We start from the raw sequence: 19,588 nt of genomic DNA, 5'->3' as shown, positions 1-19,588 counted from the left end.
CCGCCGTCGCGTGGTGTCGGGGCCGCGCTCTCGGCTCCTCGGTCGGACCCGGCATGTCGGTCGGACCCGGCATGGTCGCGCCCGTCGGACTTCTGACCGGCGGTTCCGCGACCGCCAGCGGTTCCCCGGTCGTCCCCGGCGGTTCCCCGGTCGTCCCCGGCGGTTCCCCGGTCGTCCCCGGCGGTTCCCCGGTCGTCCGGGCGGGTGTCGGGCCGACCATGCGCCGGCGGCGGGGTTCCCGTCGGCCGGGTTCCCGGCGGCGACGTCCCCGGCGAGGACGTAGCAGACGGCAGCGTCGGCGCCGGCGACGTCTCCACCGGCAACGTCCCTAGCTGCAACGTCCCCGACGACCGGCTGTCCGCGGGCGACGCCCACGGCGGCCAGGTGTCCCATGTGGGAGGACGCGACTGCTGGGGTCCGCCGCGGTCATCGGACGGCGCCGGACGACGTGCGGCCCTGTCCGCAGCCAGGTCCCGATCCGCGTCGGTGTCCGCGGGCAACGTGGACCCGGGCTCGACGGACGTCGCGGATAGCACTGAAAGTGGCGATGCTGGCGTGGACGGTGATGGGGGAGTCGGTGCGGGCAGGACAGCCTGGCTCACGGGCAGGTCCGGATCGTTGCCGTCGCCGACCCCGACTCCTCGGGATGCGAGCAGCCCGAAAGCGACGAGCGCCGCGGATCCCGCACCGGCAACCGCGCCGGCCGTACGGCGGTTGGGGATCCACGCCCATTCCGCGCGTCCCCGCACCAGGCCGAGCGCGCCCGCGATCAATATCAGCCCGGCGACAGCCAAGCAGAAGAACACCATGGAACCCTCCAGGGCGCAGTCAGTCTCCACCCTAGGGGCACATCCCCCACCCGATGGCGCAGCATTGATTACGGAGAGTTTCTAGTACCTATCCGCCAAGGTCAGGAAACACCGAGCGAATCATCTCAGGCGCCCATCGGTGGAATTCTGCCGAGAATATTTGGCACATCAGCGGCATCGGGCAGGGTACCGAAGGCCAGTCCCCCCTCACCGGCGACTCTCGTGGCGCAGAACGCGTCRGCCACGGCGCTCGGGGCGTAGCGCACCAGCAAGGAGCCCTGCAGGACGACGGCAAGTCGCTCAACGATGCGCCGGGCGGCGAACTCCGCGTCCTTGGACCGGTCCAGGACAGCGCGCAACCGGGCCCAGGCCGCGTCCAGCCTGCGGTCCGCGCCACGCGCCGCGTCGATCTCCGTGGCGAAGGCGGCGAAGCTGGCCGGTTCCCGGGTGAGCGCGCGCAGCACGTCGAGCGCGTTGACGTTGCCCGAGCCCTCCCAGATGCCGTTCAGCGGCGCCTCGCGGTAGAGCCTCGGCATCCCGGACTCCTCCACGTAGCCGTTGCCCCCCAGGCATTCGAGCGCCTCGGCGGCCAGCGCCGGGGAACGCTTGCACACCCAGTACTTCGCGACGGCGATCGCCAACCGTCCGAACGCCTGTTCCTGACGATCGCCACGGGCCGCCCGGTCGACCGCGCCCGCCACCCGGAGCACCAGGGTCGTCGCGGCCTCGGACTCCAGGGCGAGATCGGCGAGCACATTGCGCATCAACGGAGCATCGATGAGCGGTCTCCCGAACGCGCGTCGGTGACGCACGTGGTGGGCTGCCGCCATGACGGCCGCACGCATCCCCGCCGCCGAGCCGAGGCTGGAGTCGAGCCGGGTCATCGCCACCATCTCGATGATGRCCCGGACCCCTGCGCCCTCCTCGCCGACCAGCCAACCGACCGTGTCGTCGAACTCCGGCTCGCCGCTGGCGTTACTGCGATTACCGAGCTTGTCCTTCAGCCGCGCGATGCGAAAGGTGTTGCGGACGCCGTCCGGAAGCACCCGTGGCACCCAGAAGCAGGACAGGCCACCGGGGGCCTGGGCCAAGACCAGGAAGACGTCGTTCATCGGGGCGCTGGTGAACCACTTGTGCCCCCGCAGCCGATAGGTCCCGTCGCCCGCCGGCGTCGCCGTCGTCGTGTTGGCACGGACGTCCGAGCCACCCTGCTTCTCCGTCATGCCCATGCCCGCCAGCAGGCCGGCCTTGCCCTCGGGTGGGCGCAGACCCGGATCGTAGACGCGGCTGGTCAGCAACGGTTCGTAGCGGGCGGCGAGCTCCGGGGCGGCGCGCAGCGCCGGCACCACGGCGTAGGTCATCGACACCGGGCACAGATGGCCCTGCTCGACGGTGCCCCAGACCAGGATGTCCGCGGCGCGGGCGACATGGGCGCCGGGACGCGGGTCGGCCCACGGCGCCCCGGCCAAGCCCTCCCGTACCGCGACCTCCATCAGGGCATGCCAGGAGGGATGGAAGTCCACCTCGTCAACGCGAAACCCGTAACGATCATGAGTGCGCAGTTGCGGCGGGAACCTGTTCGCCTCGTCGGCCTGGCGGGCGGCCTCCTCGCTGCCGGCCAACCGACCGAGTCGGTGCAGATCGTCCATATGCCAGCCGGCCCCCTCCCGCGCGAGGGCCGCCAGCAGCGCCGGATCGGCCGCCGCATCGTGCCCCACGAGGGGCGGAGGCTGGTTCGTCACCTCATGGGTCCGGGACGAACACGTCCCGGGAACCGCCGTTGTCCGGTTGACGGTGGTCGGCGAGATCACCGGCCCTCCTCTCGGCCGGGCCGCACATCGGCCTCGACAGTGCCGCACATCGGCCTCGACAGTGCCGCACATCGGCCTCGGCCGGGCCGCACATCGACAGTGCCGCACATGAGCCGAGCCGCGTCCGAGCACGGCCCGTCGGCACTGGTATGAAGCGTGCCACTCCTGGCCGCGTCGGACCAGTCGCATCGCGCGCTCTCGCCGGATCCACGGGCCGTGTACCCGGCGGGGCCGTGCGGATCACGGCCGCGCCGAAGAGGATCCGCTCCCGCGGCGAAGGCCCACGGCGGACCAGAAAAGATCCCTGCCGCCGGCCCCGAACAGGTGGGCTGTTCCCGGCCGGCGTCCGGCTATTGCGCCCAAAGGTTTTTACACATTCGGCATCCAACGCCGGGACGATGTCGTCGCGCCCTGACGTCCGGGCACTAGGCCGGATCGAGAACCAGGTAAATCGACCGGTGGCCACGTCCGGGCGAAGAAATCCGCACGCTCCGGCCCACCCGAGGCGCGGTGAATCTCCGGACCGCCGTCCGGGCTAGAATGCCGTTTCCCGTTAAGCCAGCCACCGGCGGAACGGATCGGAAGCAGCCGACACACTGCTCGACCAAGCCGCCCCGCGCCCTCGCCGACGCCTCGACGAGGAGCCGGCGGGCAGGCAGGGACGGTCACGCGCTCTTATTCACCCGGCGGTCCCGCTSCCACGAAGCCCCGCCGGCTCGAGCAACGCACGCGGTGAGCAGATGATCATCTTCCGCGATACTCGATCGGGCTAGACCGGCCGGGTGTTACGGAGAGTATTGGATAACGCCGAAGGGAACGAGAAGCATGCGGGGACCGGTCGCGGGCGGTACCAACATCACAGCTCCCCAGCTCCAACCAACAGCACCCAGTGCTATACATAGCGTTATACGCAGTAACCCGTAGTCGAGTTGATGCCGCCCATCGACCGACCATCCAAGCCTTAAAGTATTCAGAGCGACACCTCTAGTAGTCGAATCATTCTCGCTCGGCAATCTCCTCCATCCCGCGAACGCGCCGGGTCACCCAGCCCAATACGCCGGTCCGTGTCGGCACAAGCGGTGGAGTTCTGTCACGGGCGGCGGCCGGTGAAACTCGTGGCACAGATACTCGTATGCTCACCCACTACCGGGATGATTCGACGGCACGGAAAACAGAAAGTCTTCACTCACGGTAAGATCCGTCGAGTCCGGRCACGGTTGTCGGACGGGGCATATAGATGATCAGAGGTGGCCGAATCGGTGGGCGGCAAGCGCCCGGGCGAGTCACGGCCGCAATCAGAACCTCGGCGGCCCGGGCCGGATCGCGACTCCGGCGGCGATTCATCCACCCGCTGATCGTCGGACTACTCACGGTTGCGGTCCTCGGTACCATGGCAATCTGGACGGGCTCCGATCTGCTGAGCCGGGAGAAGATCGACCGCCTCAACGAACGTTCCCAGCTGGTCAAGCGGCTCGCGCAGTGGGCGGCGATCGTCGATAACCCGGCGGCGATGCAGTCCGCGACCGATCGGACGCCCTTCCAGCCCGGTGACCCCCTGGGAAACGAAGCCCTGCTCCCGCAGCTCCAGATCGCTCACTCCGGCGATGTCATCCGGGTGGTTGCGCTGCTCGACACCGCGGGCCATACCACGGCCTCCTATCCACGGGGGAACTCCATAGTCCCCGCCGACCTGRGGCAGGCCTGGTCCGCTGCCTGGTCCGGGGTTCCCGCGGTGTCCCCCGTCTTCGCCCTCCACGATGGCCGCGTCAGAGCAACGGTGGTTCCCGTCGGCCGTCCGCGGCCCTGGGCCGTCCTGGTCGCCGTGTCCACCGAAGAGTCCAACCTCCAGTTCACCAACTGGATCACGGCCCTGCTCGGGGTCGGCCGGGGCAGCATGTCGACGGTCGGCCCGGACGGGGTACCGATCGCATCCACCGAGCCGGGCATGCTGGGTCGGCAGGTCCTCTCGACCGCCGATCTCTCCCGCTCCCACGCCCAGCGTGGTGGTGCGCGGATCTGGGAGACGACCGAGAACGGCAGGAGGATCACGAACATCACGGCGGTGCAGCCGACGACGGGGTACCTGACCTACTTCCGGCAGGCCACGGACTCGCTGAACGCCGACCTCCGGGCCCGACGGAACCAACGGAATCTGACGTTGCTGGCCTTCGCGCTGACGTCGGTCCTGAGCATCGTCTTCGTCGGCCTGCTGCGAGAGACGGCGGCTCGGCGCTCCCGGGCCGGGCTGTGCGCGTTGTTCGCGGCGGCCCATGACATCGTGCTGACAACCGACCTCACTGGACGACTCACGTTCATCAGCCCCGCGATCGTCCCGTTACTCGACCATTCCCAGGAAACCTGGCTCGGGCGCAAGGTCGCGGATCTGGTGCACCCGGACGACGCCCACCGGCTCGTACGATTGATCGAGAACCCCGCTGCCGGGTCCCTGCTCAACATTCGGATGACGGCGGCGAACGGCACATCCCGGTGGTTCGACGTCGCGACCCGCCACCTGTCCACCCGGGATGGATCCGGCGAAGTGCTGATCACCTGCCATGCGGTCGGTAAACGGAAGCAGTTGTTGGACCAGCTCGGCTATCAGGCGCGCCATGACGTACTCACCGGACTGTGTAACCGGACCGCCTTCGAGGAGCAGCTAGAGGATGCCCTCGCCGCGGCTGGGGGCGTCGCGGTCCTGTTCATCGACCTCGACAGCTTCAAGCCGGTCAACGACACCTTCGGCCACGCGGCCGGCGACCGGGTGCTGCAGGTCATCAGTGGACGGATCCGAACACTGCTGGGCCCCGACGATGTCGCCGGGAGATTCGGCGGYGACGAGTTCGGGGTCCTGCTGCTGCGCGCGAACGAAATCGCCGCTCGCACCATGGCCGGTCGGGTCATCCGCGCGGTACGGGAACCGATCCTCGTCAACGGCTACGAGGTCTGCGTCGCCGCAAGCATCGGAGTAGCGCTGGCCGTCAGCCGGCCCAGCCATTCCGGGCGGCTGCTGCGCGCGGCCGACGAGGCCATGTACAAGGCCAAGCAGGCTGGTCCGGGACGATATGCCATGGCGGACCCCCCAGCGGCCGAGACCACCACGCTCAAGGCGCCCGCACCGTCCGCGTCTGTGCTCCTCGCCACCGACCGGATCATGCCGCGATCCCCGGTCACCCGACCGCGCTCGATGTCCTTCCCAGCCTTGCCCAGATCCCCAGGCCCGCCCAGATCCCCAGGCGCATCCGGATCGTCACCCGCGGGCCGGACCGGGCATCCGCTGTCTCCTCGACGCTGGCGGACAACCGTGCGCGAGCAGCTGGGGCGAGCCATCCCACTGCTCGTGCTGGGGACCGTCATCCTGGCCGCCACGGCGGTCACCCTGGAGATCGAGAATGCCAACCGGCGGCGAGACGAGGCCCAACACACCGCCGAGACCCACTCCCTCGTCCTCCGTCTGGCCGAGTATGTCGCGGACCTGGGTCAACCCGTGCGCCTGATCGACCCGATCTCCAGACTTCCCTGGTCGCTGACCGAACCCGCTGTCGACCAGCGGGTGCTGGCGTCGGTCTCCCGATCGGCGCTCGCGGGCCCCGACACCGTTCTGGCACTGGTCGATCTCGACGGCAGGCCGACGGYGGTCCAACCCACCGGCGCAACGATCCCGTTCCCCCCACGGGACCGGATCTGGGCTCTCGCCCGCACCAGCGGAATCAACATCCCTGTTTTCCACCTGGGCGATCGGGTTCGGGCGTACAGCATCGTGCCGATCGTGCGGGACGGACGCAGCGCCGCGTTTCTGGTCATGGGTAGACCGGGAGCCGGGATGCCGGGAGCCGAGATGGTCCGCGTTTTTGGCGGCGGGGGTACCGGGACGAGCGGCACCGGAGAGGACACCCGGATCGTCATCGTCGACGAGGCCGGGCGCATCRCCCTGTCCGACGATCCGTCCGCGGTCGGGATCGCCCTGATTGACGGCACGGAGCTGCGGTCAATCAAGCCAGGCCAGAGCCGGCAGGTGACGGTGCGCAACGGCGGCGGTCACGTCGCCGTCGCCGCCGCGATCCCCGGCCATCCCACGTGGGGGTACCTCATCCTGCAACAGAACGGCCCGCTGCCGCGCGACCCGCGAGACAACCATGCCGTCGGCGATCTGCTGCTGCTCGGCATTGTGACCGTCACGTTCTCAGGCCTGACAAAAATGATCTTCCGGGGAGAGCAGGCGGTCCGGCGCGACCGGGCGCGGCTGCAGACCCTGCTGCACGAGTCGCACGACATCATCGTCAACCTGGACCGTGCGGGCCGGCCGACCTTCATCAGTTCGGCGGTCGAAAGCCTGCTCGGCTACCCGGTCAAGGCCATGATCGGGCTGCCGCTCATCGACCTGGTCCATCCCGAGGACCAGGCTGCGACGCGGGCCTTCCTCGCGGACCGGCAGCGTGGTGGACCGGGGTCCCTGCTGGACGTCCGCATGCAGACGGTTAACGGCGACCATCGCTGGTTCGACATCGAGGCCGGCGCCTGGCGGCCCGCGTCCGGGCCGGGCTGCTTCGACGGTGGTGTCCTGCTCACCTGCCACGAGATCAGCGAACGTCGTCAGTTGCAGGAGCAGCTACGGAAACGTGCCACCCACGACCCGTTGACCGGCCTGCCGAACAGGGCGGCGCTTACCGAATTCCTCGATCAACTGGCTCGGGAGCAGACTCCGTTCGCGGTTCTACTCATCGATCTGGATGACTTCAAACCGATCAACGACACGTTCGGTCACCAGGTGGGCGACGATGTGCTGTGCACGGTCGCCACTCGGTTGGCCGACGTCCTCGCCCCGGGCCCGTCGGTGGCCAGCGCGGGACCGGTCGAGCCGATCGGTCCCGCGCTGATCGATCCCGAGATGATCGATCCCGAGATGATCCGACCGGAAGCACATGCTGGGCAGGCGTTCCGACTCGGCGGTGACGAGTTCGTCATTGTGCTGCCCGGGGCCGACTCCCTGACGATGCGCCAGACCGAGCAGCGGGTGCGCGAGTTCGTCGAGGCACCCCTCACCGTGGCCGGCAACACCCTTGTGGTCAAAGCAACGATCGGCCTGGCGTCCTCGCAGGCCGTCGGGGGCGCCGGCTCGCACAGTCCCGAGAGCGTGGTCCGGCACGCCGATACGGACATGTACGAGGCGAAGACGAGCGCCCGGGCCCGACGCTCCATCTCCCCCGCGGCGCGATGACCTCCGCTCTCCCGAGGCCCTCGGTCGCCCTGTCGACGTGCGCGGGATTGTCGCGCTTCACAGCCGGTGAGGTCGAAGTAACCGACACGTCGTCAGTACCCCCCGACCCACAGATCACATGTTCCGGAACACGTTTGCCGGCAGCCTGGTAGGGCCAGCCGCCGGGACCTGCAAGGATGGCGGCGCGAGAAGCCCGGATCGCTCGCCGGCCCGGGATGGGATCCATGATCAGGCGCGAGCCGCCTTATCGTGAAGGAGCACTCTATGTCCGTATTGGACCGTTTCCGATTGGACGGTCGGGTCGCCGTCGTCACCGGGGCGTCCTCTGGTCTCGGGGTGGACTTCGCCCGGGGCCTGGCCGAGGCCGGCGCGGACGTGGCCCTGGGCGCCCGCCGGGTCGACCGGCTCACCGCCACCGCCGAGTTCGTGGAGAAGGAGGGCCGCCGCGCCCTGCCCGTCGCCACCGACGTCACCGACCCCGCCTCCTGCGAACACCTTGTCGCCGCCGCGATGGAGACCTTCGGCCGGGTCGACATCCTGGTCAACAACGCCGGGATCGGCACCGCCGTCCCCGCGCTCAAGGAGACCCCGCAACAGTTCCGCTCCGTCATCGACGTCAACCTGGGCGGCTGCTACTGGWTGGCGCAGGCGACGGCGCGGGTCATGCGACCCGGCAGCAGCATCGTTAACATCTCCAGCGTTCTCGGTCTGACGACCGCCGGCCTGCCGCAGGCGGCCTACGCGGCGAGCAAGGCCGCACTCGTCGGCCTCACCCGCGATCTGGCCCAGCAATGGACCGGCCGACGCGGCATCCGGGTGAACGCGCTGGCGCCGGGTTTCTTCCACTCTGAGATGACCGACGCGTACCAGCCCGAGTACCTCGAGACCCAGTTGCCGAGGGTCCTCGGCGGACGCTTCGGTGAACCGGAGGAACTGACCGCGGCGCTGCTCTTCCTGGCCTCCGACGCCGGCAGTTTCGTCACCGGGCAGACCCTTGCCGTCGACGGCGGTTTCACCATCACCTGAGCCCTCCGTCCATATCGTCCGACTCGCCAGAAACGCCCGCCGATCAGGTCTCGAGCGGCATGAGTTCGGCGGCGAAGGCGTCGAAGAAATCCGGCCATCCGCCGGGTGTCGTGACCGGATGAACGACGAACTTACTCATCCCGGCGGCAAGATATTCGGCGATCAACGAACGCGCCGCGTCCCACCCGACCGGGAGGAGTCGCTCGGGGTCGACCTGCGGGTAGCGCCGCCGCAATGCGGCAAACGTCTCCGCGGGCGGCGTGGAGATGGCGATCCGCAGGAGATCAGACCCGGCGGCCGTCGATGCCGGGCACCGTCGCCAGCTCGTGGCGCAGCTCGGCCACCACCTCGGCGACCAGCGGTTCCCGCAGGACGCCGCGGTGGTCCCCGCCGATCCGGCGGATCGCGGCKGGCCCGGTCAGGACGCCCCGCCAGGCCTCGATCTCGTCGTGGTCGTCGGCGAGCCAGACCGTCGTCCGGCCATCGTAGGTGCGGGGGCGGTAGGTCATCGTCAGAATGCGCCCCTGGTTGTAGAAGACGTCGTACTGGTGCATCCCCCGGAAGCGGACCACGCCGGCGAGCGGCAGCTCGACGAGTTGGCGCAGGCGGTCGACCACCACCCGCGGGGTCAGCGTGGGCCCGTCGTCGGCGGCGAGTGGGCCGATCCCCCGACCGGCGTCGGGCGGTGTTGGGGAGTCCGGATGCGCTCCCTCCAACTGACTGGTCGGCACGATCGCCCCGGATCGGGTCAGCCGCGAGGTACCCGGCAGATAGGTGTCGATCAACGCCAGCAGGCCGACCTCGTGGCCCGCCTTCCGGAGGACCTGCGCGGCCTCGAACGCGATCAGTCCGCCGAAAGAGTGCCCGGCCAGCAGGTAGGGACCCGTCGGCTGGAGAAGACGGATCTCCCCCACGTGCCRCCGGGCGGCGGCCGACACCGACCAGTCGGGGACGCCCCGCCGTTCCAGGGCGTGCGCCTGCATCCCGTAGACTCGCCGTTCGCCCGCGAAGTACCGGGCGAACGGGAGCAGACCGATCGCCGGCCCACCAGCCTCCGGGAAGCAGAACAACGGGGTGCCGGAACCGTCGGGCGTCAGCGGCATCACGGTGGGATGCCCGACGGACTCGCTCTGCCGGGCGGCCCACACCTCGGCGAACGCGGCGGGCGTCGGCGCCTGGGCGACCACGGAGCTCGGCAGCCGGACCCCGAACTCGTCGCACAGGGTCGCCACCAGCTCCTGGGCGGTCGCCGCATCACCGCCGAGATCGGTGAAGTCGTCATGCAGACCGACGGTCTCGAGACCGAGGACGCGGGCCCACAGCAGGGCCGCGGCCACCTGGTACGGATCGGCCGCAGACATGCCCGGCAACGACATCACCCCACAGGACTAGGCGAAGAGCACATTGAACACCACCGGTGGAGATCATCGACACGCCGACCAGGCGTTCGTGGGAACCAGTGGTCGCGGCCCGCGGCGCTGCGCCTGGTTCCGCCGGTCGGCCCGCCCCCGGCGGGAGGGCCCGTACCCCGATGGGGTGCCTGCTACCCGCCGGGGGCATTGACGGCTCGGTATCGGGCGCTCACCGTAGACGTGTGGGTGATGTGGGCAGACCGGAACGGATCGTCGAAGACGAGCCGATCAGCTTTCCCGACTCCGAGCCGCTGACCATCCCGGTCCCGGCCGCGCCGGAACCGGACCTGGAACCGGTTCCCGGGTGAGCCTGCTCGGCTGGCGGCAGTGGGCGGTGGACGCGCGCGGCCAGCTACGCCCTGCCTGGACGCCGTGGTCGCCGTTTCCACCCGGGTTGCTGCTCTGGCGCGCCGACGGCATGACCGAGGCACATTGCCTGCGCACCCGCCGGCCGGACCGGGACGTCGAGCCCGGCGAGCCCGGCGCGGRCCACGGACGGGTCCCGGACGAGCACTGCGCCTGCGGCCTGTATGCCTGGCGGGACCCGAGCATCCTGGCCGCCGCCCGCCCGCCCCGCTGGACCTCCCTGCCGTACGTCGTCGGAGTGGTCCGGCTCGGGGGGCGGGTCATCGTCGGTGAACGGGGCTATCGCGCGGAGCGCGGCTATCCCGTCGCCGTGCTTGACCGCGACGGCGTCGTCTCCGACGACTACGCCGTTGCGCGCTATCGCAGCTACGCCGCGTTGGTGGCGGAATGGGCGGATCCGAGCGCCACGCCCCGCGGCCAGGACCGGGCAGCCGGGTAGTACCGCGCGCCGCACCGGAACGGCCCGGACAGCCCAGCACCGGACAGCCCAGCACCGGGAACCGCCGGACCCGCGGGAACGAACGCGGTCCCGGAAAACCGGCGAGGGTTTCCGCAGCCGGCTGAGGAACTCTCCCCCGGCGGGTATCCCTCCCTGTGCCGTGTCGCGGGTGGACCGTCACCCCATACCGCCAAATCATCACGTTATGTAGCTACGGAGGCAATCAGGGCGACTATGGTCGTGAACGCCCCGTACATCCCGTCCGCAGGGGGCGGATCGGGGTCTACGGGCACACGAGGGGGGCCGTCGTGACGCAATCCGAAACCGCTGGGGCCGCCGAAGGCATCTCCGGTCACGGTACCGATCATGCTCCCGGCCACAGTGCACGCCCGGCGCCGGAGATCCGGTCCTGGCGGATCCAGGTTCCTCCGCCGCTGTTGGTCGCGGTGGGATACCTGGCGGTGGCCATCGGCATCTTCCACTCCGCGTGGGGGAATCTCGGGAACGTCTCCTACGGCGGCAACGACGCCATGCTGTTCGCCTGGTTCCTCGGCTGGACGCCGCACGCGCTCGCCGACGGGCTCAACCCGTTCCTGACGCACCACATCAACGCCCCCGACGGGGCCGACGTCCTGTGGAGCACACCCGTGCTCCTACTGGGCGCGCTGGCCGCACCGATCACGCTGCTGGGCGGCCCCGTGACCACGCTGACGGTGCTGCTGACTCTGGCGCCCGTGATCAGCGGATTCGCCCTGTTCTGGGTGCTGCGCCGATGGGTACGTCCGGGACCGGCGGCGCTGGCGGGCCTGCTGTACGGCTTCGGACCGCACATGATCGGCGCGTCCTACGGTCATCTGCATCTGACCTTCGCGCCGTTCCCGCCGGTTCTCCTGCTGCTCCTCGACGATCTCGTGGTCCGCGGGCGGGGGCCGCGGCGCACCGGCGTCCTGCTCGGCCTGGCGATCATCGCCCAGGCGCTGATCGGCGAGGAGCTGCTCGCCACATCCGCGCTGGCAGCCACGTTCGGCCTTGTGATCCTCGCCGTACGTCATCGCGATCGGATCCGATCGCGGCTACGACCGGCCCTGAGCGGCCTCGCCACGGCCGGCGGGGTCGCCGCGGTCGCGCTCGCCTGGCCGCTGGGCACCCAGTTCCTGGGTGCCCAGCGGATCCATGGCTCGATCCAACCCGATGGAATCGCCGTGACGGATCTGCTGACCTTCGTCACGCCGACGCCCATGCAGGCCGTCGCCCCGGACGGCGCGCTGCGCCACAGCCTCGGTTTCACGGGGAACGCGGTCGAGGTCAGCGGTTACCTGGGCGCTCCACTGATCGTTCTGGTCGTCGTGGTCGTCGTGGTCGTCGTCGCGACGGGCGGCGCGCGCCGGCCTCCGCCGGTCGGGGTGTTCGCTCCGCTCGGCGTGGTCATGGCCGTGCTCTCACTCGGTGGTCACCTGCATGTCGACGGCCGGGACACCGGCGTTCCCCTCCCGTGGCTGCCCCTTCAGCACGTGCCGGTACTCGGCAACGTGTTGCCCTCCCGCCTGGCGTTATACGTGATGATGTGCGCGGCCATCGTGGTGGCGACCGGGCTTGACCGGCTGGCGTCGGACCGGACGGTGCCCGCCGATCCGGACCCCGGACGGGAGATCCCCGCTCGGGTCCGGACCAGGACCGTCCGGCTGGGAGCCGGCCTGCTGACACTCGCGGCCCTGGTGGCGCTCGTCCCCGCCCCGATGCTCACCACGTCGATGACGACGCCCGCGTTCTTCACCAGTGACGGGGTGACCCTGATTCCGCAGGGTGCCACCGCACTCGTCGTCCCCTTTCCCCATCCCCAGAACGCCGAGGCCATGCTGTGGCAGGCCAGGGCGAACTTCCGGTTCGTCATCCCCGGCTGCTACTGCACCGTCCCCGGGCCCGATGGCCGGGCGGCGTTCCACAGCCCGCCGGACGCGCTGACGTCCGCCCTCATCGACATCGACAACGGCGCGACGACCGCCGCTGCCATGTCGGGATCGCCGCGGCTGCGGGCGGCCTACAAACGGCTCGCCCCGGACGCCGTCGTGCTGGGACCGGCGCGGCGGACCGCCGAGCTACGCACGCTGCTGCGCGAACTCGTCGGCGCGGCTCCCAGCCGGGTCGGCGGGGTCGACCTGTGGCTCCCAGGCCGGGAAGCCGGACGTTGGCCTCGCCACCGGTGACCCCGTGTCGTCCACCGGACAAGCCCGAAGGCCCGCCGGGAATCGCGCTCCGGAAGAGTTTCCGAGAAGCTGGCAGCGGGGCGCTTTACCACCGCACCCCCGGCTGTGAACCTGCTCTGCCGATTCCTCTACGATTTCCCGCATTCCGCGACCATGGTCGTCAATGATCCACATCCCAGAGCGGAGGATGCGCGGTGTCGACGGACCAACCGGCCGGGTCCCGGCCGGAAAGGCTGACCCGACGGCAACGCCTCACCGTGGTGATCGGTGTGGTTCTCGCCGTCGCCGTCGTCACTTTGCTCATTACCACGTCCGATCGTTCCAGGGCGGCCGCCTGGCCGCCGGCGGGCCGATCCGCCTGCACTTCGGTACAGATCTTCACTGGCAGTGTCGGGTCACCCTACAACCAGTTTGCCCGGGTACTGCGGACCCGGTTGCAAGCCGCCCCGGAACACTTCGACGTGGACGTCGTGGAAACGGCGGGTTCCACGGAGAACATCTATAACCTGGAATCACCCGACAGCCGCGTCTGCGGGTTGGCGATCGCGCAGCTCAACACGACGGTCGACGCGGCGGAGGGGGTCAACCAGTTCGATCCGAACCGCGGTGGCCACCCGGTGGCGGGTCTGCGCACCATCGGACCCGTCCATCAGGACCTGCTGCACGTGATCGTGCGCGACCCCACCAGCAGGTCGGATGACGTCGACATCACCCGCTTCGCCGATCTCTGCCACCGACCCATCGCCGCCGGCCGGTCGGGATCGGGGGTCCGGCAGATCAGCGAGGTGCTCCTGCGGGTGGCCCTGTCCGAGGACTGCCGCGGCGAACTGGACGAATCCTCCATCGACGAGGCCCTGCGCCGCCTGTCCGCCGGGAAGGTGGACGCGGTGGTCTGGGCGGGCGGAGCCGGAACCCGGCAGATCAAGAACGCCATCGCCGGTGGCGCCAGGCTGCGCCTGCTCGACCTGTCCAGCTACCAGGACGGCATCACCGCCGACTGGGACCAGTTCTACCGGTCCCGCGGGCACTTCTTCGCCGGGCCGGTCTTCGGCACCGGAAGCCTCGGACCCGACGACTACCGGGGGATCTCGCCAGTCCGGACCGTCACGATCCCCAACGGCCTGCTCGCCCATGCGGACGCCGATCCGGTGCTGGTCAGGCGGGCGACCGCCGAACTGTTCCGGGATCCGCAGGACTACGCGAAGGAGCTGTGGGGCGACAACCCCGGGGGACGGACGGTCCCGGACGCGCTGTCCGTCTACGAAGGGCCACTTTTCTGCTATATACCGCTGCATCGGGCCGCCGCGGAATACTACGTTCAGAGATTCCGACGGCCACCGGGCTGTGGTGCGACGTGACAGCGCCACCAACGTGACAGCGCCACCAAAGGCAGTGCCGCCGGGGACAGGGACGCTCGAGGACCAGCCGTGCTACGACCACTGAACGACACCGACCCGCGGGTGATGGGGCCYTATCGCCTGCACAATCGCATCGGCGCCGGCGGCATGGGCGTTGTTTACCTGGGATTCGGACCGGACGACCAGCCCGTCGCGGTGAAGGTGCCGCACGAGGTGCATGCCAGTGACCCCGAGTTCCGTGCCCGCTTCCGTTCCGAGGTCTCGGCTGCCCGGCATGTGCGAGCCGACACCGTCGCCCGGGTGATCAGGGCCGAGGTGGACGGGCCGAAGCCCTGGCTCGCGACCGAATACGTGGCGGGCCCCACCCTGCGCGCCGCCGTCCAGGAGGGCGGCCCGCTCACGGGCCGCCCTCTGGATGGGCTCGCGATCGGTCTCGCCGCGGCCCTCGAGGCGATCCACGCCGCCAGCGTGGTGCATCGCGACCTCAAACCGGCGAACATCGTGATGTCCTGGGCCGGTCCCAAGGTCATCGACTTCGGGGTGGCCCGGTCGGCCGACTACACCGGCTACACCCAGGCGGGCGAACTCGTCGGGACCGTGGTCTGGATGGCCCCCGAGCAGATCAACGGCCAGCAGGCGGGATCGGCCGCGGACGTCTTCGCCTGGGGATGCTGCGTGGTCTTCGCCGCGACCGGGCGGCGGCCCTTCCGCGGCGAGGCGCCGGAGATCGTGGCGCTGCACATCAGCTCGACCGAGCCGGAGCTCGACGGCGTGCCCGAGCGGCTGCTCGGTCCCGTTCGTCAGGCCCTGACGAAGAACCCCGGGCACCGGCCCTCCGCCGGCGAGCTCGTCCGCCTGCTCACCCAGCGGCTCTCCCCCGAGGAGACGGCCGACGCCAGCAACGACGTCCCCCCGGTCACGGGTGCGGAACCGAACCGCGAGCAGACCCGGCCGACCCCGAATCCCGGCCCGCCGGCAACCCCTCCCCCCACACCCTCACCCGTCCCGACGCCGTCATTCCCCGCAGTCGGGCCCGCGCATCCGTCACGGCCATCCCCGTCCTCGTCACGGCCATCGGTCCTGACCGCGCTGCTCGCCCTGACCGGTCTGGCCGCCACGGTCGGGGTCTGGGCCGCCGAAACCGAGCGGACCGGCCATGCCGTCGTGGGGCCGGTGGCCGCCGCGATAATCGGCCTCATCTGCGGGCAAATGATCTTCCTGAGCGACCGGCGGATCGGTGTCCTGACGACCGTGGCCGCGGCGGTGAGCGGGTCGGGGATCGGTCTGCTGCTCGCGCGCGTCCTGGATGTTGACGAGCCGAATCGCGTGCTGCTGTCGGTCGCCGGCGCCCTGATCGTCGCCACGGCCTTCGCGGGCGCCATGGCGCCGTCCCGGCCGGCCCCGGGGGATCGGCCTGGAACCGACGGACCGGGTGAGCCGGTGGGGTCACACCGGCTCCTGGAACCGACCCACCCGGTATCCCGTACGAACACCGGTGGGGAAGCCGGCACGGACGCCGCCGGGGCGACCCTGCGCCTGCACGGCGCCGCGGCCCCCGGCCAGCACCTCGTGCCGGAACGCCCCGACCCGTCCTGACCGACCCAACCCCGGCCCAGCCCGGGGTCACCCGACCCGACCCCGGCGAGCGGGCTGCTCGGCAGCGTCTCGATATTTCCGTCCACCTGGGAAGCTGTCCTGCGACAATGGAGGAAGCCAAGGGGGTGTCGTGGCTACCGTTCCGGTAGGCAACCGTATGGTGGCGGGCCGATACCGACTCGTCGCGCGGCTGGGTGCGGGTGCGATGGGGACGGTGTGGCGTGCCTTCGACTCCGTGCTGGAGACCGAGGCGGCCCTCAAGGAGATCGAGTTCGCCGGCGGAGTCGCCGAGGCCGAACGCGCAGACCGGGTCGAACGCGCCCTGCGGGAGGCGCGCCATGCGGCCAAGCTTCGCGGCCATCCGCATGTCGTCACCATCCTCGACGTGCTCCTGGAAAACGGCCTGCCCTGGATCGTGATGGAGCTCGTGCCGTCCCGGTCCCTGTTCGAGGTGGTCCGGTCCGACGGGCCCCTGCCCGTTGCCGAGGTCGCCCGGATCGGGACCGCGGTGCTCGATGCCCTCGTCGCGGCACGGGCGCATGGCATCGTTCACCGTGACGTCAAGCCGTCGAACGTCCTGATCGGGACCGATGGACGGGTCGTGCTCACCGACTTCGGCATCGCCACCGGCGACGGCGACCCGACCCTCACCGTCACCGGTGTCCTCGGGACCCCCCTCTACATGGCGCCGGAGCGGCTGAACAACCAGCCCGCCACCTTCGAGGCGGACCTGTTCAGCCTGGGCGGCACGCTGTACTTCGCCGTCGAGGGCCGGCCGCCGTTCGAGCGGGACACGTTCGGCGCGATGCTCGCGGCCATCCTGCTGCAGCCGCCCGCCCAGGCGCACCGGGCCGGCGAGCTGGCCGCGGTGCTCGACGGCCTGTTGGAGAAGGACCCCGGCCGGCGGATGACCCCGGCCCGGGCGCACGAGCTGCTCGCCCGGGCGGCCCAGGCCGATCCGCCGCGTCGGGCGGCCCACGTTGACGAGCTGTCCTGGCATCCAGGGCCCACCGCCAGAGCGGCGCCCAGCCAGGTGCCCGGCCAGGCGCCCAGCGGACACGTCGATCCCGGCGCGCCGCAGACCGGCCGTCCTGCCGCCCCGACGGAGYTCACCGCGGTGGAGCAGGACGGCGCGGTCCTGCTCCGATGGGAACCATCGACCACGCAGGGCGCCTCCTACCGGGTGTCGCGTGTTCTTGTCGACCCCACGGCCCCCGGCGGCCGCCGCGAACGCAGCCTGGGCATCACCACGGCCACCGAGCTGTTCGACGCCGGCGTGCCCAGGGGCGTCCCGCACTGGCACGAGGTGGTCACCACGGTGTCCGGCGAATCCGGCCAGCTGBGGTCCGTACCGGTCCGCACCCCGACCCGCACGCTCTTCCCGCCCGTCACGGCGCTGCGGGCGAGCATGATCGACGACGCGGTCGCGCTGTCCTGGCGACCGGTTCCGGGGCAGGGCTGCATCGTCATCGAACGGACCTTCGCCGAGACCTCCCCGCTGTCGGGCGCGAAGCGCCGGTTCCGCGGATCCGACGGCTATTTCCTCGACCAGGACACCGCACCCGGCGCGATCTACCGCTACCAGGTGTGGGTCGCCGGAGCGGACGCCTCGGATAGTCTCGTCGCCCCGTCGGGTGCCGCGGAGGTACTGGTGCGGGTCGTCGCACGGCCGCGCGCGGTGGTGGATCTGGAGGCCCGTTCCACCCTGGGCGGCACCGTCCTGCGCTGGACGACCGTGCCCGGAGCGATCGTGCGGATCTACGTGACCGAGGTTCCCGAGCAGGCCGGGCTGGTCGGTACCGGCCCGTTCGGCCCGGCCGACCACGAGGTGGGCGTGGGGTCGCTGGAGGGCCGGGCCCGTCTTGTCGGGGAGAGYCGCCGCGGACGTCTCGTCGACCGCAATCCCGCCGGCGTGGTGGTGTACACGCCGGTCACCATCACCGAGGACCGCGCGGTGATCGGCGCGGCCGTCACCCATCACGCTCCGTAAACAGGCCCCGGTCGTGACCTGAACGCCCATCCCGAGCGGAGTGGCCGCGGGTCCGGATGCCAGCATGGGTCACCGTGGAAAGTCCAGACAACATCGCCGACAGCACCGGCACAATCGACAGCATCGGCACCACCGGCCCGACCGACCGCACCAGTCCGAGCCACACCGGCCCAAGCCACACCGGCCCAAGCCACACCGATCAGGACGGTTCCGCGCCGCTGCCGGCCTACGGCTACCGTGACATCGACCCGGACACGGCCCGCCGGGCGAGCCGCTTCTACTGGGACGATGCCGCGGCGGACTACCAGTCGGAGCACGGCGCGTTCCTCGGCGACAGCGACTTCTGCTGGTGCCCGGAGGGACTGCGGGAGTCCGAGATCGGGTTGCTCGGCGACGTCGCCGGCAAGGTGGTCCTGGAAGTCGGCTGCGGCGGCGCGCAGTGCGCCCGCTGGCTGCGCGGGCAGGGCGCCCGGGTGGTGGGATTCGACCTGTCCGGCGGACAGCTGGACCAGGCCCGCGCGCTCGGGATCCGCACCGGTATCGATGTGCCGCTCGTCCAGGCGGACGCCACGGCGCTCCCGTTCGCGGCCGCCAGCGTGGACGTGGCCTGCTCGGCGTTCGGCGCGGTCCCGTTCGTCGCCGACAGTGGCACCGTGATGCGGGAGATCGCCCGGGTGCTGCGGCCGGGCGGCCGCTGGGTGTTCTCCACGACCCATCCGTTCGTCTGGTGCCTGCCGGATGACCCGGACGAGAACGGCCTGCGGGTCTTCCACAGCTACTTCGACCGACGCGCCTACACCGAGCATGACGAGCAGGGCAGCGCGATCTACACCGAGACGCACCGCACAATGGGCGACCGGGTCCGCGAGATCGTCGCCGCGGGATTGATCCTGCTCGACGTCATCGAGTCGGAATGGCCTCCTGGCCAGGAGCGGGCCTGGGGGCAATGGGGACCGATCCGGGGCGGATACGTCCCCTCCACCTCGATCTTCGTAACCCAGCTCCCTTCCGGGGCCTCGGGTGCCGATCAGCATGGATGCGGCGCGTACCAGGCCACCGACTCAACGCCGCGACGGGCTGACACACTATGCGAACAACGCCCCAGGGTGCGGTGAGACGGCCCGATCCCCCCCGTTATGGTGAGCCCCGGATTCGCCGTTAGGGGCAGACCGTGTATCACGCTCACTCCACACCCGGAGATGCCACGTTCAGGCGACGCGGCAATCCGGCCGTCCGCACGTGCGCGGGCGTGGTCATGACAGCGGCGCTGGGGCTCGTGGCCGGGTGCTCCTCCAGCGGCGGCGACACCGCCTCGTTCACTCCGGCGCCACGGGCCACCCGGATCGCGCCTGCCGTCGCGGC

At 70.5% G+C, this 19,588-nt stretch carries 12 protein-coding genes and 1 pseudogene; 8 read left to right on the top strand and 5 right to left on the bottom strand.

Translation table 11 applies throughout. From position 1 onward, the window contains the following. Positions 1-839 (bottom strand): annotated as a pseudogene (locus KBI5_RS27340) (hypothetical protein); the annotation flags it as partial. Between the two features lie 95 nt (positions 840-934). Next, positions 935-2,620: an isovaleryl-CoA dehydrogenase gene (locus KBI5_RS13695; RefSeq protein WP_085015454.1), complete on the bottom strand. Its 1,686-nt coding sequence runs from the start codon at positions 2,618-2,620 to the stop codon at positions 935-937. Between the two features lie 1,390 nt (positions 2,621-4,010). Here KBI5_RS13695 and KBI5_RS13690 point away from each other — a divergent pair. After that, on the top strand, positions 4,011-7,835 hold the full coding sequence (locus tag KBI5_RS13690) for a diguanylate cyclase (RefSeq protein ID WP_241882876.1): 3,825 nt from the start codon (positions 4,011-4,013) through the stop codon (positions 7,833-7,835). Between the two features lie 264 nt (positions 7,836-8,099). Next, positions 8,100-8,861, top strand: a complete 762-nt coding sequence (locus KBI5_RS13685; protein WP_085015452.1) for a glucose 1-dehydrogenase — start codon at positions 8,100-8,102, stop codon at positions 8,859-8,861. 43 nt (positions 8,862-8,904) lie between these two features. Here KBI5_RS13685 and KBI5_RS13680 read toward each other — a convergent pair whose 3' ends face one another. Both KBI5_RS13680 and KBI5_RS13675 read right to left on the bottom strand, forming a co-directional pair. Further along, complete coding sequence (locus KBI5_RS13680) at positions 8,905-9,096, bottom strand: hypothetical protein (protein WP_011434831.1); 192 nt, start codon at positions 9,094-9,096, stop codon at positions 8,905-8,907. A 49-nt stretch (positions 9,097-9,145) separates the two neighbouring features. Continuing rightward, the gene (locus KBI5_RS13675; RefSeq protein ID WP_241882874.1) at positions 9,146-10,222 is read right to left on the bottom strand and encodes a non-ribosomal peptide synthetase; all 1,077 of its coding nucleotides are present in this window, start codon (positions 10,220-10,222) and stop codon (positions 9,146-9,148) included. A gap of 355 nt (positions 10,223-10,577) precedes the next feature. Here KBI5_RS13675 and KBI5_RS13670 point away from each other — a divergent pair, with 355 nt between their 5' ends. The 6 genes from KBI5_RS13670 (at position 10,578) to KBI5_RS13645 (ending at position 19,341) form a co-directional block, all read left to right on the top strand. Next, on the top strand, positions 10,578-11,078 hold the full coding sequence (locus KBI5_RS13670; RefSeq protein WP_085015451.1) for a hypothetical protein: 501 nt from the start codon (positions 10,578-10,580) through the stop codon (positions 11,076-11,078). 308 nt (positions 11,079-11,386) lie between these two features. Continuing rightward, the gene (locus tag KBI5_RS13665) at positions 11,387-13,282 is read left to right on the top strand and encodes a hypothetical protein (protein WP_235462975.1); all 1,896 of its coding nucleotides are present in this window, start codon (positions 11,387-11,389) and stop codon (positions 13,280-13,282) included. Positions 13,283-13,476: 194 nt separating this feature from the next. Beyond that, positions 13,477-14,640 carry a TAXI family TRAP transporter solute-binding subunit gene (locus KBI5_RS13660; protein ID WP_011434826.1) on the top strand — a complete coding sequence of 388 codons (1,164 nt, stop codon included), beginning with the start codon at positions 13,477-13,479 and terminating at the stop codon, positions 14,638-14,640. Positions 14,641-14,709: 69 nt separating this feature from the next. Next, the gene (locus KBI5_RS13655; protein WP_011434825.1) at positions 14,710-16,236 is read left to right on the top strand and encodes a serine/threonine-protein kinase; all 1,527 of its coding nucleotides are present in this window, start codon (positions 14,710-14,712) and stop codon (positions 16,234-16,236) included. A 130-nt stretch (positions 16,237-16,366) separates the two neighbouring features. Continuing rightward, on the top strand, positions 16,367-18,226 hold the full coding sequence (locus KBI5_RS13650) for a serine/threonine-protein kinase (RefSeq protein ID WP_085015450.1): 1,860 nt from the start codon (positions 16,367-16,369) through the stop codon (positions 18,224-18,226). A gap of 74 nt (positions 18,227-18,300) precedes the next feature. Beyond that, positions 18,301-19,341 (top strand): class I SAM-dependent methyltransferase, encoded by a 1,041-nt coding sequence (locus KBI5_RS13645; RefSeq protein ID WP_241882872.1) that lies wholly within the window; start codon positions 18,301-18,303, stop codon positions 19,339-19,341. 67 nt (positions 19,342-19,408) lie between these two features. Here the strand turns inward: KBI5_RS13645 and KBI5_RS27335 are convergent. Then, the coding region (locus KBI5_RS27335) for a hypothetical protein (RefSeq protein WP_206745257.1) at positions 19,409-19,588 on the bottom strand (180 nt) is incomplete at its 5' end.

This window comes from Frankia sp. KB5 (assembly GCF_002099325.1).
Taxonomy (GTDB): Bacteria; Actinomycetota; Actinomycetes; order Frankiales; family Frankiaceae; genus Frankia; species Frankia casuarinae.
Note: the sequence above shows the minus strand (reverse complement) of the source record. Positions and strands in the feature narration are given on the sequence as shown.